Genomic DNA, 12,893 nt, shown 5'->3' with positions numbered 1-12,893 from the left:
ATCAGCCTCAGATGTTGAAGCTTTCGCCGCAGCCACATTCACCGCGTACGTTGGGGTTGTTGAACTTGAAGCCTTCGTTCAACCCTTCCTTGACGAAATCGAGCTCGGTGCCGTCCAGGTAGGTCAGGCTTTTGGGGTCGATAATCACTTTCTCGCCGTGACTTTCGAACACCTGATCTTCCTCGACCACCTCGTCGACGAACTCCAGCACGTAGGCAAGGCCGGAACAGCCCGTGGTGCGAACACCCAGACGAATCCCCTCACCTTTACCGCGCCCATTCAGGGAGCGGCGAATGTGCTGCGCAGCCGCTTCTGTCATGCTGATAGCCATCGTGACTCCTTACTCGTCGCCAAATTGCTTAGATCAAGCCTTTCTTCTGCTTGTAGTCGCGAACAGCCGCCTTGATGGCGTCTTCTGCGAGTACCGAGCAGTGGATTTTCACTGGCGGCAAGGCCAGTTCTTCAGCCAGTTGGGTGTTGCTGATCGTCACAGCCTCATCCAGGGTCTTGCCTTTCATCCATTCGGTCGCCAGGGAGCTTGAGGCGATGGCCGAACCGCAACCGTAAGTCTTGAACTTGGCGTCTTCGATAACGCCAGCTTCGTTGACCTTGATCTGCAGGCGCATCACATCGCCGCACGCCGGGGCGCCGACCATGCCGGTGCCGACATCAGGGTCTTCCGCGTTCATCTTGCCGACGTTGCGCGGGTTTTCGTAGTGGTCGATGACCTTTTCGCTGTAAGCCATGGTACTGAATCCTCACTCATCAGGGCCGCTCTGGAACCCTGTAAACACGCCTGCGTTTTCCGCCACGTCTTTACAGAGCCTTTTGGGTGGCGGCTTCTATAGTTAGTGTGCCGCCCACTCGATCTTGGAAATATCGACACCGTCTTTGTACATGTCCCACAGAGGCGACAAGGTACGCAGCTTGGTGACGGCCTCGCAGACTTTCTGCGCGGCGTAGTCGACTTCTTCTTCGGTGGTGAAACGGCCGAACGTAAAGCGGATCGAGCTGTGAGCCAGTTCGTCGTTGCGGCCAAGGGCGCGCAATACGTAGGACGGCTCAAGGGAAGCCGAGGTGCAGGCCGAACCGGACGAAACCGCCAGGTCCTTGAGCGCCATGATCAGCGACTCGCCTTCGACGTAGTTGAAGCTCAAATTCAAGTTGTGCGGTACACGGGCGGTCATGCTGCCGTTGATGTACAGCTCTTCAAGGTGCTCGACCTGCTTGTAGAAGCGATCGCTCAGGGCCTTGATGCGCACGTTTTCGGCAGCCATGTCTTCCTTGGCCACGCGGAACGCTTCGCCGATGCCGACGATCTGGTGGGTCGCCAGGGTGCCCGAACGCATGCCGCGCTCGTGACCGCCGCCGTGCATGGTGGCTTCGATACGCACGCGAGGCTTGCGGCTCACGTAGAGCGCGCCGATGCCTTTAGGGCCGTAGGTCTTGTGGGCAGAGAACGACATCAGGTCGACTTTAAGTGCAGACAGGTCGATATCGACCTTGCCGGTGGACTGAGCAGCGTCGACGTGCAGCAACACGCCCTTGGAGCGGGTCAGCTCGCCGATGGCGGCGATGTCGTTGATGGTGCCGATTTCGTTGTTCACGTGAATCACGGAAACCAGGATGGTGTCTTCACGCATCGCCGCTTCGATCATCGCCGGGGTCACGATACCGTCGGTGGTTGGCTCGAGGTAGGTGATCTCAAAACCTTCACGTTCCAGTTGGCGCATGGTGTCGAGGACAGCCTTGTGCTCAATCTTGGTGGTGATCAGGTGTTTGCCCTTGGTCGCGTAGAAATGCGCCGCACCCTTGATAGCCAGGTTGTCGGACTCGGTGGCACCGGAGGTCCAGACGATTTCACGCGGGTCGGCATTCACCAGGTCAGCGACCTGGCGACGAGCGTTTTCCACGGCCTCTTCAGCTTTCCAGCCGAAAACGTGGGAACGGGACGCCGGGTTGCCGAAGTTTCCGTCAACCAGCAGGCATTCGCTCATCTTTTGCGCGACACGCGGATCAACCGGGGTGGTCGCTGAGTAATCAAGGTAAATCGGCAATTTCATGGACTTTCTCCTAAATCAGGCTGGCTGGCGTGCCGTTAGCTCTTCGGCTGTCACTCGACGGCGGACGCTTCAATCTTGTCCAGACGCGGCGCCTTGGTGTTGCAACGGCGCTGGTCCTGACGCTGGGCTACTTCTTGCACCTCACGGCGAGTCACAAGATCAGCCAAGCTGATACCACTCAAAAACTCATGGATCTGCAGGCTCAGGTCACACCACAAGTGGTGCGTAAGGCAGGTGTCGCCGGCGTGGCAATCACCCAGGCCCTGGCATTTGGTGGCATCGACGGATTCGTTGACCGCGTCGATCACCTGAGCGACCTGGATGCCCTGCATATCGCGGGACAGCTGATAGCCGCCGCCTGGACCACGAACGCTGGAAACCAGATTGCTGCGGCGCAATTTGGCGAACAGTTGCTCGAGGTAGGACAGGGAAATGCCTTGGCGCTCGGAGATATCGGCCAGGGACACCGGCCCATTTTGCGCGTGCAAGGCCAGGTCAAGCATGGCGGTTACCGCGTATCGGCCTTTTGTAGTCAGTCTCATGGACAAGTACCAAGGTGTTTCAGAATGGGAGCAAGTATGCGATTCCCGAGTATTTAAGTCAACTATAAGACCTAGTACTTTAGTCAGGAATAGCCGCAAAAAGGGCGCGCGAATAATAGCAGGGCGGGGGCGGATGGAACAGCGGGAACAGGGTCAAGCCCCCAACCTCAAGACCAATGGAGATCAAATGTGGGAGCTGGCTTGCCTGCGATAGCGGTTTGCCAGCCAGCCTTTCCGGCACTGACTCGCCGCCATCGCAGGCAAGCCAGCTCCCACAGGGATCGCGACCGGCTCAAGAGTCAGCCAGCCTTGGTAGCGCTTTCGTCCTTGATCTCGGCGAAGTCTTCCTTGCGCAGCTCAGGCAAATCCTTGGCGCAGTAGTTGCTGCCCAGGTCCTTCAAGGCGCCGCACATCCCGTCCAGCTTGCCGTCCACGGCTTGCAGGTGGTCGAGCAACTGCCCGATGGCACGCGCCACCGGGTCGGGCATGTCTTCGCTGACACCATACGCATCGAAACCAATCTTCTCGGCCATGGCCTTGCGCTTGGCTTCCTGCTCATCACCGACTTCAGGCTTGACGATGATCCGCCCGGGAATGCCGACCACGGTCGCACCAGGCGGCACTGCCTTGGTCACCACGGCGTTGGAACCGACCTTGGCGCCGGCGCCCACCGTAAACGGACCGAGCACCTTGGCACCCGCCCCCACCACAACGCCGTCTTCCAGCGTCGGGTGGCGCTTGCCCTTGTTCCAGGTCGTGCCGCCCAGCGTCACGCCCTGATACAAGGTCACGTCATCACCAATCTCGGCGGTCTCGCCAATGACGATGCCCATGCCGTGGTCGATAAAGAAGCGACGACCAACCTTGGCGCCCGGATGAATCTCGATCCCGGTCAGCCAGCGACCGAAGTTCGACACCAGCCGCGCCAGCCACTTCCAGCCCATGTTCCACAAGGCGCCGGACAAGCGGTGGATCCAGATGGCGTGCATGCCCGGGTAGCAGGTCAGCACTTCAAAGGCGTTGCGCGCCGCCGGGTCACGGTGGAAAACACTCTGGATATCTTCTCGCAAACGCTCGAACATTTTTAATCCTTCCGCTTAAGAAGCTCGCCACGGGCCGCTTTCTGGGTTTCCGTGAGGATGCCACGCAATATATTCATTTCTGCCCGGCTGACCGAGCTGCGCCCGTATAACCGGCGCAGGCGCGCCATCAAGTGGCGTGGTTTTTCCGGATCGAGGAATTCGACGGCCACCAGGGTTTGCTCCAGGTGCTCATAAAATCGCTCCAGCTCGTCCATGGTGGCCAGTTCGCCACTCTTGGTCGATGCGACCTCGTCCTTCTCTACCTTGCTTGGCTGACCTTCTGCGGCCAGCCAGGCCATGCGCACTTCATAACTCAACACCTGCACCGCGGCCCCAAGGTTCAGCGAACTGAAGTCAGGGTCTGATGGAATGTGCACGTGATAATGACATCGCTGCAGCTCTTCATTGGTCAGGCCGGAGTCTTCACGGCCAAATACCAAGGCGATTTCGGCGCCACCGGCGGCCTCCTCCACGACTTTGGTCCCACATTCGCGGGGATCCAGCAGCGGCCAGGGGATACGGCGGTCGCGGGCGCTGGTGCCGAGCACCAGGTTGCAGCCGACCAGGGCGTCTTCCAGGGTGGCGACGACCTGGGCTTTTTCGAGGATGTCATTGGCACCAGACGCGCGGGCATCGGCCTCGTGGTGCGGGAACACACGCGGCTCGACCAGCACCAGGCGCGTCAGCCCCATATTCTTCATGGCTCGCGCCACCCCGCCGATATTGCCGGGATGACTGGTATTGACGAGGACGACACGGATGTTTTGCAGCAAGGGAGGCGCTCTCGGACACGGGAAAGGGGAGCAAATCTTACAGAACAGCCTAAGGTTATGCCATGAAAGGTAACGTCGTCCTTCACCTGAAGAAAGTTTCTGCTAGAATGCTCGGCTTTCTTTAACAACCTTAGGTGACACATCCATGCAGCCCATGCTGAATATCGCGCTGCGCGCCGCCCGCAGCGCCAGTGAATTGATCTTCCGCTCCATCGAGCGCCTGGATACCATCAAGGTCGACGAAAAAGACGCCAAGGATTACGTATCCGAGGTGGATCGCGCCGCCGAGCAGAAAATCATCGACGCGCTGCGCAAGGCCTACCCTACCCACGGCATCCTCGGTGAAGAAACCGGCCTGCACAAAGGTAGCGGCGAAGGCGAAGACTACCTGTGGATCATCGACCCACTGGATGGCACCACCAACTTCCTGCGCGGCATCCCGCACTTTGCCGTGAGCATTGCCTGCAAATACCGTGGCCGCCTGGAACACGCTGTTGTCCTGGACCCGGTTCGCCAGGAAGAATTCACCGCCAGCCGTGGCCGTGGCGCCCAGCTGAACGGTCGGCGCCTGCGTGTCAGCGGTCGCACCAGCCTGGACGGCGCCCTGCTGGGTACCGGCTTCCCGTTCCGTGACGACCAGATGGACAACCTGGAAAACTACCTGGGCATGTTCCGCGCCCTGGTTGGCCAGACCGCCGGCATCCGTCGCGCCGGCGCCGCCAGCCTGGACCTGGCGTATGTCGCTGCCGGTCGTTTTGACGCCTTCTGGGAGTCGGGCCTGTCCGAGTGGGACATGGCTGCAGGCGCACTGCTGATTCAAGAAGCAGGCGGCCTGGTGAGCGACTTCACCGGCGGCCACGACTTCCTGGAGAAGGGCCACGTCGTTGCCGGCAACACCAAATGCTTCAAGGCAGTACTGACGGCGATCCAGCCACACCTGCCGGCCTCGCTGAAGCGATAAGCGAGCGGGCACAAAAAAGCACCCCTCGGGGTGCTTTTTTTATGCCTGGGATTACTGCTGCGGCTGGTTCTGACCGATAACCAGACGCCCTTCCTTGTCGACCGGAATCTGGTTGCCTGGATCACGATCCATGCGCACCGAGCCTTCCTTGCCATCCAGGGTGTAACGCACGTCGTACCCGACAACCTTGTCGCTGATGTCGTTAACGGTGTTACAACGGGTTTGCGTAGTGGTGTAGGTGTCGCGGTTCTGCATGCCTTCCTGAACCTTGTTACCGGCATAACCGCCACCCACCGCACCGGCCACCGTGGCCAGCTTCTTGCCATTACCGCCGCCGACCTGATTACCCAACAGGCCGCCCGCCAGCGCACCGACCACCGTACCGACGATCTGGTGCTGGTCCTGCACAGGCTTCTGCCGGGTTACGGCAACGTCCTTGCAGACTTCACGCGGGGTTTTAATCTGGGTTTTCACCGGCTGTACCGCCAGCACTTGCGCATACTCAGGGCCGCTTTTTACCAGGCTGTAGGTGGCAACAGCACCCCCGGCAGTCACACCGACAGCACCCAATACCGCACCAACCAGCAACGACTTGTTCACGTGAACCTCCTGACCATCACAAACGGATCGAAAGATCCGCGCTATACCCAGCCTTGGAGCCAAAAAAAAGGCGCGAGTTCAATACTCGCGCCTTCTTTGTAACAGCGGGTTAACAATCGCCGATCAAGGGCGGTCGTCAACCTCCTTGCCGGTGCTGGCAGGAGGGATCAAGTCTTCGCTGTTGAGGTTCAGCCAGATCAGTACCACGTTGGCGATATAGATCGACGAGTAGGTACCCGCCAGTACGCCGATGAACAGCGACAGCGAGAAGCCCCACAGGTTGTCACCACCGAACACCATCAGTGCGGCAATCGCCAGCAAGGTGGAGATCGAGGTCGCCATGGTGCGCAGCAGGGTCTGGGTAGTGGAGATATTGATGTTCTCGATCAACGTCGCCTTGCGCAGCACCCGGAAGTTCTCACGAACCCGGTCGAATACCACGATGGTGTCGTTAAGGGAGTAACCAATGATCGCCAACACCGCCGCAAGCACGGTCAGGTCGAAGGTGATCTGGAAGTAGGCCAGGATACCCACGGTCACGATCACGTCGTGGATCAGCGACACAATGGCGCCGACACCGAACTTCCACTGAAAGCGGAAAGCCAGGTAGATCATGATGCCGACCAGCGCCATCAGCATGCCGAGGCCGCCCTGGTCGCGCAGCTCTTCACCCACTTGCGGGCCCACGAACTCGACGCGCTTGACCGACGCCGGGTTGTCGCCGCCCACCTTCTGCAAGGCCTCGGCTACCTGGTGGCCCAATTGCGGGTCTTCGCCAGGCATACGCACCAGCAGGTCGGTGGTTGCACCAAAGCTCTGCACGATGGCTTCGTGATAGCCGGCCTTGACCAGCTCGCTGCGCACCAGGCTGACATCGGCCGGCTTCTCGTAGGTCAGCTCGATGAGCGTACCGCCGGTGAAGTCCAGGCCGTAGTTAAGGCCCTTATGGAACCAGCTGAACAACGCCAGAACGGTAAGCACCATGGTGAAGCCGAACGCAACGTTGCGAACGCCCATGAAGTTGATTGTACGTAACATGGCAGCCCCTTAAATCCACAACTTCTTGAAGTCACGCCCGCCAAAGATCAGGTTGACCATTGCGCGGGTCACCATGATGGCCGTGAACATCGAGGTAAAGATACCGAGGGACATGGTTACCGCAAAACCCTTGACCGGGCCGGTGCCCATGGCAAAGAGAATCCCGCCGACCAACAGAGTGGTCAGGTTGGAGTCGAGAATCGCGGTAAATGCCCGGCCGAAGCCTTCGTTGATTGCCCGTTGCACGGTCATGCCCGCAGCGATTTCTTCACGAATCCGCGAGAAGATCAGTACGTTGGCGTCTACCGCCATACCCATGGTGAGTACGATACCGGCGATACCTGGCAGGGTCAGCGTTGCACCCAGCAGCGACATCAGGGCCAGCAGCATCACCATGTTGCCCGCCAGTGCGACGGTAGCGATGATGCCGAAGAAGCGGTAGATGGCGATGATGAACAGGGAGACGAACAGCATGCCCCACAGTGCAGCGTCGATACCCTTGGTGATGTTGTCAGCACCCAGGCTCGGGCCGATGGTACGTTCTTCAGCGAAGTACATCGGGGCCGCCAGGCCACCGGCACGCAGCAGCAGCGCCAGTTCGGACGACTCACCCTGGCCGTTCAGGCCAGTGATGCGGAATTGAGCACCCAGCGGCGACTGGATGGTCGCCAGGCTGATGATCTTCTTCTCTTCTTTAAAGGTTTGTACCGGCACGTCTTTCTCGACGCCGTCGACCAGTTGCTTGGTGTAGGTGGTGACAGGACGCTGCTCGATGAAGATCACCGCCATGCTGCGACCGACGTTGCTGCGGGTTGCGCGGCTCATCAGTTCGCCACCGTGGCCATCCAGACGGATGTTCACTTCAGGGCTACCGTGCTGCGAGTCGAAACCAGCCTTCGCGTCAGTCACCTGGTCACCGGTGATGATCAAGCCACGCTCGATCAATGCAGGTGGACGACCACCTTCACGGAACTCGAACTCCTCGGCAGTGGCACGGGTAGCACCCGGTTCAGCGGCCAGACGGAACTCCAGGTTGGCAGTTTTACCCAGGATACGCTTGGCTTCAGCGGTGTCCTGCACGCCCGGCAGCTCAACCACGATGCGGTTGGCGCCCTGGCGCTGCACGATCGGCTCGGCCACACCCAGTTCGTTGACGCGGTTACGTACCGTGGTCAAGTTCTGCTTGATGGAATATTCACGGATTTCCGCCAGCTTGGCCGGGGTCATCGCCAGACGCAGTACCGCCTGACCATTGAGGTCGGCCGGAACAATGTCGAAATCGTTGAAGTTCTTGCGGATCAGTGCACGGGCCTGTTCGCGGGTTGCTTCGTCAGCAAAACCCAGCTGGATGGCGCCGTTGAGCTGCGGCAGGCTGCGATAACGCAGTTTTTCTTTACGCAGCAGGCTCTTCACATCGCCTTCGTAGACTTTCAGGCGAGCGTCGAGGGCTTTGTCCATGTCCACTTCAAGCAGGAAGTGCACACCACCAGACAAGTCCAGACCCAGCTTCATCGGGTGTGCGCCAATCGCGCGCAGCCATTTTGGCGTGGTCTGTGCCAGGTTCAGCGCGACGACGTAGTCATCACCCATGACCTTGCGCACAACGTCTTTGGCCGGCAATTGGTCTTCTTGCTTGGTCAGGCGCAACAAGCCGCCCTTCGCATCAGCCGCCAACGTTGCCGCCTTAACCTGGATACCCGCGTCGGTGAGCGCTTTGCTCGCACGGTCCAGGTCAGCCTGATTGACCTGCAGCGCAGTGCTGGCGCCAGTGATCTGGATTGCCGGGTCATCAGGATAGAGATTGGGAGCGGAATAAATAAAACCGATCGCCAGCACCGCCAGGATCAGTACGTATTTCCACAGAGGGTATTTGTTCAGCATCACGCCGCCCGCTTATAACGCGGGGCGCCTTGCGCGCCCCGTCGATTGGTAAAGGTTGGAACTTAGATCGCTTTGAGCGTGCCTTTTGGCAGCGTGGCGGCGATGGCGCCCTTCTGGAACTTCATTTCTACGGTGTCGGAGACTTCCAGAATCACGAAGGCGTCGGACACTTTAGTGATCTTGCCGGCGATGCCGCCAGTGGTCACGACTTCGTCGCCTTTCTGCAAGCTGCCCAGCAGGTTCTTCTGCTCTTTGGCGCGCTTGGCCTGTGGACGCCAGATCATCAGGTAGAAGATGACCAGGAAGCCGACCAGGAAAATCCACTCAAAACCACCGCCCAACGGGCCGGCAGCGGCCGGTGCAGCGGCATCAGCCATGGCATTAGAGATAAAAAAGCTCATTTAGCACTCCAGTTGCAAATAGTGAATCTTAGGGTCGGAAAACTCAGTCCAAGGGCGGCACAGGCAGCCCGCGCTTGGCATAGAAGGCATCGACGAAGGCGGCCAATGTACCCTGTTGAATAGCCTCGCGCAAACCAGCCATCAGGACTTGGTAGTGACGCAAATTGTGGATGGTATTCAACATGCTACCCAGCATTTCCCCACACTTGTCCAGATGGTGCAGATAAGCGCGCGAGAAGTTCTGGCATGTGTAGCAGTCACAGGTAGGATCCAGCGGCGATTCATCATGGCGATGGAACGCGTTACGGATCTTCAGCACGCCTGTATCGATGAACAGATGCCCATTGCGGGCATTACGGGTTGGCATCACGCAATCGAACATGTCCACACCGCGGCGCACACCCTCTACGAGATCTTCCGGTTTGCCAACGCCCATAAGGTAACGAGGTTTGTCAGCCGGCATCAGGCCCGGCAGGTAGTCCAGCACCTTGATCATCTCGTGCTTGGGCTCGCCCACCGACAGCCCGCCGATGGCCAGGCCGTCAAAGCCGATCTTGTCCAGGCCTTCGAGCGAGCGCTTGCGCAAGCTTTCATGCATGCCGCCCTGCACGATACCGAACAGTGCAGCGGTGTTATCGCCATGGGCATTCTTCGAACGCTGGGCCCAACGCAACGACAGCTCCATCGAGACCCGCGCCACCTCTTCATCGGCCGGGTACGGCGTGCACTCGTCAAAAATCATCACGATGTCGGAGCCCAGGTCACGCTGCACCTGCATCGATTCTTCCGGGCCCATGAACACCTTGGCACCGTCGACCGGCGAGGCGAAGGTCACGCCCTCCTCCTTGATCTTGCGCATGGCGCCCAGGCTGAACACCTGGAAACCACCGGAGTCGGTCAGGATCGGGCCTTTCCACTGCATGAAGTCATGCAGGTCGCCGTGTTTCTTGATCACTTCGGTGCCCGGGCGCAGCCACAGGTGGAAGGTGTTGCCCAGGATGATCTCGGCGCCGGTGGCGACGATATCCCGTGGCAGCATGCCTTTTACGGTGCCGTAGGTACCGACCGGCATGAAGGCCGGGGTTTCAACGGTGCCACGCGGGAACGTCAGGCGACCACGACGGGCCTTGCCATCGGTGGCCAATAATTCAAACGACATACGACTCATAAGTTTTCCTCTGGGCCGCGTGGCGCCGGATTGCGGGTGATAAACATCGCATCACCGTAGCTGAAAAAACGGTATCCATGCTCAATGGCTGCCTGATAGGCGGCCATGGCTTCGGGATAACCTGCGAACGCCGACACCAGCATCAACAGCGTGGATTCCGGCAAATGGAAATTGGTCACCAGGGCATCGACCACGTGAAACGGCCGACCCGGGTAGATAAAGATATCGGTGTCGCCACTGAACGGCTTGAGCACGCCATCGCGTGCCGCACTCTCCAGCGAACGCACGCTGGTGGTACCGACCGCCACCACACGCCCGCCGCGCGCCTTGCACGCAGTGACCGCATCCACCACTGCCTGGCTGACTTCCAGCCATTCGCTGTGCATGTGATGGTCTTCGATGTTATCCACACGCACCGGCTGAAACGTGCCGGCCCCCACGTGCAGGGTCACAAAAGCCGACTCGATGCCCTTGGCGGCAATCGCCTCCAGCAGCGGCTGATCGAAATGCAGCCCCGCCGTTGGTGCAGCCACCGCGCCCAGGCGCTCGGAGTACACCGTCTGATAACGCTCGCGGTCCGAGTCTTCGTCAGGGCGGTCTATATAAGGTGGCAACGGCATATGGCCGACGCGCTCCAGAAGTGGCAACACTTCTTCGGCAAAGCCCAGTTCGAACAACGCATCGTGACGGGCCAGCATTTCAGCCTCACCACCGCCATCGATAAGGATCTTCGAACCCGGTTTCGGCGATTTGCTGGAGCGCACATGGGCCAGCACGCGATGGCTGTCCAGCACCCGTTCCACCAGAATTTCCAGCTTGCCGCCGGACGCTTTCTGGCCAAACAGCCGTGCCGGAATCACCCGGGTATTGTTGAACACCATCAAATCGCCTGGGCGCAAATGCTCAAGCAAATCAGTGAATTGACGGTGTGCGAGGGCGCCGCTGACCCCGTCCAGGGTCAGCAGTCGACTGGCGCGACGCTCGGCCAAAGGGTGGCGAGCGATCAGCGAATCAGGGAGCTCAAAAGTAAAGTCAGCAACGCGCATGATGGGGTTCGTCTAGCAGGGCCGGGAAGTCTAGCGGAAATAGTGAAAATTGACCATGAAACGTGATTGACCAACGGTAATCTCATCTCTATACTTCGCCGCCATTGAGCCCTGATGGCGGAATTGGTAGACGCGGCGGATTCAAAATCCGTTTTCGAAAGGAGTGGGAGTTCGAGTCTCCCTCGGGGCACCATCTTAAAAAAAGACCTTGAAATTCAAGGTCTTTTTTTTCGCCTGCAGGAAAGTGATGATGGGCAGGCGAACGCGGGCGAAGAGGAAGCTTGACCATGGAACTGACGCTGGAAGCTGTGGCGCTTTTTGCGCTCAAGCTGGTGCATGAGACTGAAGGCGCGAGCCCGATCCTGCGGGACGACCTGGTCATGGACGGCTATGAGCGCGAAGTGTTTGGCTTGCTGGTGCGCCAGGGCGATATCAACGCCATCCAGCAAAAAATCGACGAGTGCCTGGTAGTGGCGCTCCAATCCCTGGGCGGTGCAAACACCGTGATGGGCCGCGAACTGCAACGGCTTGCGGTGGATGTGCGTCAAGCGACGACCCTGGAAGAGCTCAACGCCCCACTCAACGCACTCAAGGATTACCTGAAAGCCATCCTGTAACGCGTGAGTTACCGCCGCCCTTCTACCGCCATGCGCACAGCCAGGCCCATCAGCACCGAGCCCATCACCCAGCGCTGTACCGTTTGCCAAAGGGGTTTGCGGATAAAAAATCCCGCAATCGAGCCCGCCATGAGCGCGATCAACGCGTTGACGCTCACGCTGATCATGATCTGCGTAAAGCCCAGCACCAGGGATTGCGAGAGCACACTGCCGTGCCCGTTGGGGTCGATAAACTGGGGCAGCAACGACAGATACATCACTGCCACTTTGGGATTCAGCAGGTTGGTGACAAAGCCCATCTTGAACAGCTTGCGCGGGCTGTCCTTGGGCAAGTCCCGCACCTGGAACGGCGACCGGCCACCGGGTTTGACCGCCTGCCAGGCCAGGTACACCAGATACAACGCCCCGCCGAGTCGCAGCGCGTCGTAGGCATAGGGAACCGCCATCACCAACGCCGTTATGCCCACTGCCGCGCAGAACATATAGACGACAAAACCCAACGCAACGCCGCCCAGGGAAATCAGCCCGGCCATTCGCCCCTGGCAGATCGACCGCGAAATGAGGTAAATCATGTTCGGACCGGGCGTCAGCACCATGCCGAGCGAGATCAGGCCGTAGGCAAGCAGGCTGGAGAGTTCGGGCATGGTGTGGTTCCTTGACGAGGTAAAACTTTGTAATGGCCGGCGGGTTGTTGGCGCCATGGTAGGGCGATAAAAAGGAG

15 protein-coding genes and 1 tRNA gene are annotated in these 12,893 nt (G+C 59.3%); 3 read left to right on the top strand and 13 right to left on the bottom strand.

The features are described 5' to 3' along the window. Nucleotides 1-7 precede the first annotated feature (7 nt). From iscA to trmJ, 6 genes are all read right to left on the bottom strand, one after another. The gene (iscA, locus tag RGV33_RS05320) at nucleotides 8-331 is read right to left on the bottom strand and encodes an iron-sulfur cluster assembly protein IscA (RefSeq protein WP_003209680.1); all 324 of its coding nucleotides are present in this window, start codon (nucleotides 329-331) and stop codon (nucleotides 8-10) included. A 28-nt stretch (nucleotides 332-359) separates the two neighbouring features. Next, nucleotides 360-746, bottom strand: coding sequence for a Fe-S cluster assembly scaffold IscU (iscU, locus tag RGV33_RS05315; protein WP_003209682.1), 387 nt, complete (start codon nucleotides 744-746; stop codon nucleotides 360-362). A gap of 102 nt (nucleotides 747-848) precedes the next feature. After that, nucleotides 849-2,063 carry an IscS subfamily cysteine desulfurase gene (locus RGV33_RS05310; RefSeq protein WP_322143379.1) on the bottom strand — a complete coding sequence of 405 codons (1,215 nt, stop codon included), beginning with the start codon at nucleotides 2,061-2,063 and terminating at the stop codon, nucleotides 849-851. A 50-nt stretch (nucleotides 2,064-2,113) separates the two neighbouring features. Then, nucleotides 2,114-2,605 carry a Fe-S cluster assembly transcriptional regulator IscR gene (gene iscR / locus RGV33_RS05305; protein WP_003210305.1) on the bottom strand — a complete coding sequence of 164 codons (492 nt, stop codon included), beginning with the start codon at nucleotides 2,603-2,605 and terminating at the stop codon, nucleotides 2,114-2,116. 299 nt (nucleotides 2,606-2,904) lie between these two features. Next, a complete protein-coding gene (cysE, locus tag RGV33_RS05300) occupies nucleotides 2,905-3,687 on the bottom strand; it encodes a serine O-acetyltransferase (RefSeq protein ID WP_322143378.1) in 783 nt (260 codons plus the stop codon). 2 nt (nucleotides 3,688-3,689) lie between these two features. Further along, nucleotides 3,690-4,460 (bottom strand): tRNA (cytosine(32)/uridine(32)-2'-O)-methyltransferase TrmJ, encoded by a 771-nt coding sequence (trmJ, locus tag RGV33_RS05295; RefSeq protein WP_322143377.1) that lies wholly within the window; start codon nucleotides 4,458-4,460, stop codon nucleotides 3,690-3,692. Between the two features lie 145 nt (nucleotides 4,461-4,605). Between trmJ and suhB the strand changes: the two genes are divergently transcribed. Continuing rightward, nucleotides 4,606-5,421 (top strand): inositol-phosphate phosphatase, encoded by an 816-nt coding sequence (suhB, locus tag RGV33_RS05290; RefSeq protein WP_003175971.1) that lies wholly within the window; start codon nucleotides 4,606-4,608, stop codon nucleotides 5,419-5,421. Nucleotides 5,422-5,472: 51 nt separating this feature from the next. Here suhB and RGV33_RS05285 read toward each other — a convergent pair whose 3' ends face one another. From RGV33_RS05285 to queA, 6 genes are all read right to left on the bottom strand, one after another. Next, nucleotides 5,473-6,021: a glycine zipper 2TM domain-containing protein gene (locus RGV33_RS05285; protein ID WP_003210309.1), complete on the bottom strand. Its 549-nt coding sequence runs from the start codon at nucleotides 6,019-6,021 to the stop codon at nucleotides 5,473-5,475. Nucleotides 6,022-6,144: 123 nt separating this feature from the next. Further along, entirely contained in the window at nucleotides 6,145-7,059 is a 915-nt protein-coding gene (gene secF, locus RGV33_RS05280) for a protein translocase subunit SecF (protein ID WP_322143376.1), read from the bottom strand. A gap of 9 nt (nucleotides 7,060-7,068) precedes the next feature. Continuing rightward, nucleotides 7,069-8,940, bottom strand: coding sequence for a protein translocase subunit SecD (gene secD, locus RGV33_RS05275; RefSeq protein ID WP_322143375.1), 1,872 nt, complete (start codon nucleotides 8,938-8,940; stop codon nucleotides 7,069-7,071). Nucleotides 8,941-9,002: 62 nt separating this feature from the next. Next, complete coding sequence (gene yajC / locus RGV33_RS05270) at nucleotides 9,003-9,341, bottom strand: preprotein translocase subunit YajC (protein WP_322143374.1); 339 nt, start codon at nucleotides 9,339-9,341, stop codon at nucleotides 9,003-9,005. Between the two features lie 43 nt (nucleotides 9,342-9,384). Beyond that, nucleotides 9,385-10,500 (bottom strand): tRNA guanosine(34) transglycosylase Tgt, encoded by a 1,116-nt coding sequence (gene tgt, locus RGV33_RS05265; RefSeq protein WP_322148621.1) that lies wholly within the window; start codon nucleotides 10,498-10,500, stop codon nucleotides 9,385-9,387. Between the two features lie 5 nt (nucleotides 10,501-10,505). Then, nucleotides 10,506-11,555: a tRNA preQ1(34) S-adenosylmethionine ribosyltransferase-isomerase QueA gene (gene queA, locus RGV33_RS05260; protein WP_322143373.1), complete on the bottom strand. Its 1,050-nt coding sequence runs from the start codon at nucleotides 11,553-11,555 to the stop codon at nucleotides 10,506-10,508. A 108-nt stretch (nucleotides 11,556-11,663) separates the two neighbouring features. Here queA and RGV33_RS05255 point away from each other — a divergent pair. Together RGV33_RS05255 and RGV33_RS05250 are read left to right on the top strand one after the other, a co-directional pair. Further along, nucleotides 11,664-11,748, top strand: a tRNA-Leu gene (locus RGV33_RS05255). Between the two features lie 94 nt (nucleotides 11,749-11,842). Beyond that, the gene (locus RGV33_RS05250) at nucleotides 11,843-12,172 is read left to right on the top strand and encodes a hypothetical protein (RefSeq protein ID WP_322143372.1); all 330 of its coding nucleotides are present in this window, start codon (nucleotides 11,843-11,845) and stop codon (nucleotides 12,170-12,172) included. Between the two features lie 8 nt (nucleotides 12,173-12,180). Here RGV33_RS05250 and RGV33_RS05245 read toward each other — a convergent pair whose 3' ends face one another. Further along, on the bottom strand, nucleotides 12,181-12,816 hold the full coding sequence (locus tag RGV33_RS05245; protein WP_322143371.1) for a LysE family translocator: 636 nt from the start codon (nucleotides 12,814-12,816) through the stop codon (nucleotides 12,181-12,183). Nucleotides 12,817-12,893: the final 77 nt, after the last annotated feature.

The organism is Pseudomonas sp. Bout1, assembly GCF_034314165.1.
Taxonomy (GTDB): domain Bacteria; phylum Pseudomonadota; class Gammaproteobacteria; order Pseudomonadales; family Pseudomonadaceae; genus Aquipseudomonas.
The sequence above is the reverse complement of the archived record's forward strand: the minus strand, read 5'-3'. Positions and strand labels throughout refer to the sequence as shown.

What these genes read in the sequence shown, in the direction of transcription:
- iscA (WP_003209680.1), bottom strand. Translation starts at nt 331, where the DNA reads ATGGCTATCAGCATGACAGAAGCGGCTGCGCAGCACATTCGCCGCTCC.
- iscU (WP_003209682.1), bottom strand. Translation starts at nt 746, where the DNA reads ATGGCTTACAGCGAAAAGGTCATCGACCACTACGAAAACCCGCGCAAC.
- RGV33_RS05310 (WP_322143379.1), bottom strand. Translation starts at nt 2,063, where the DNA reads ATGAAATTGCCGATTTACCTTGATTACTCAGCGACCACCCCGGTTGAT.
- iscR (WP_003210305.1), bottom strand. Translation starts at nt 2,605, where the DNA reads ATGAGACTGACTACAAAAGGCCGATACGCGGTAACCGCCATGCTTGAC.
- cysE (WP_322143378.1), bottom strand. Translation starts at nt 3,687, where the DNA reads ATGTTCGAGCGTTTGCGAGAAGATATCCAGAGTGTTTTCCACCGTGAC.
- suhB (WP_003175971.1), top strand. Translation starts at nt 4,606, where the DNA reads ATGCAGCCCATGCTGAATATCGCGCTGCGCGCCGCCCGCAGCGCCAGT.
- secF (WP_322143376.1), bottom strand. Translation starts at nt 7,059, where the DNA reads ATGTTACGTACAATCAACTTCATGGGCGTTCGCAACGTTGCGTTCGGC.
- secD (WP_322143375.1), bottom strand. Translation starts at nt 8,940, where the DNA reads ATGCTGAACAAATACCCTCTGTGGAAATACGTACTGATCCTGGCGGTG.
- yajC (WP_322143374.1), bottom strand. Translation starts at nt 9,341, where the DNA reads ATGAGCTTTTTTATCTCTAATGCCATGGCTGATGCCGCTGCACCGGCC.
- tgt (WP_322148621.1), bottom strand. Translation starts at nt 10,500, where the DNA reads ATGTCGTTTGAATTATTGGCCACCGATGGCAAGGCCCGTCGTGGTCGC.
- queA (WP_322143373.1), bottom strand. Translation starts at nt 11,555, where the DNA reads ATGCGCGTTGCTGACTTTACTTTTGAGCTCCCTGATTCGCTGATCGCT.
- RGV33_RS05250 (WP_322143372.1), top strand. Translation starts at nt 11,843, where the DNA reads ATGGAACTGACGCTGGAAGCTGTGGCGCTTTTTGCGCTCAAGCTGGTG.
- RGV33_RS05245 (WP_322143371.1), bottom strand. Translation starts at nt 12,816, where the DNA reads ATGCCCGAACTCTCCAGCCTGCTTGCCTACGGCCTGATCTCGCTCGGC.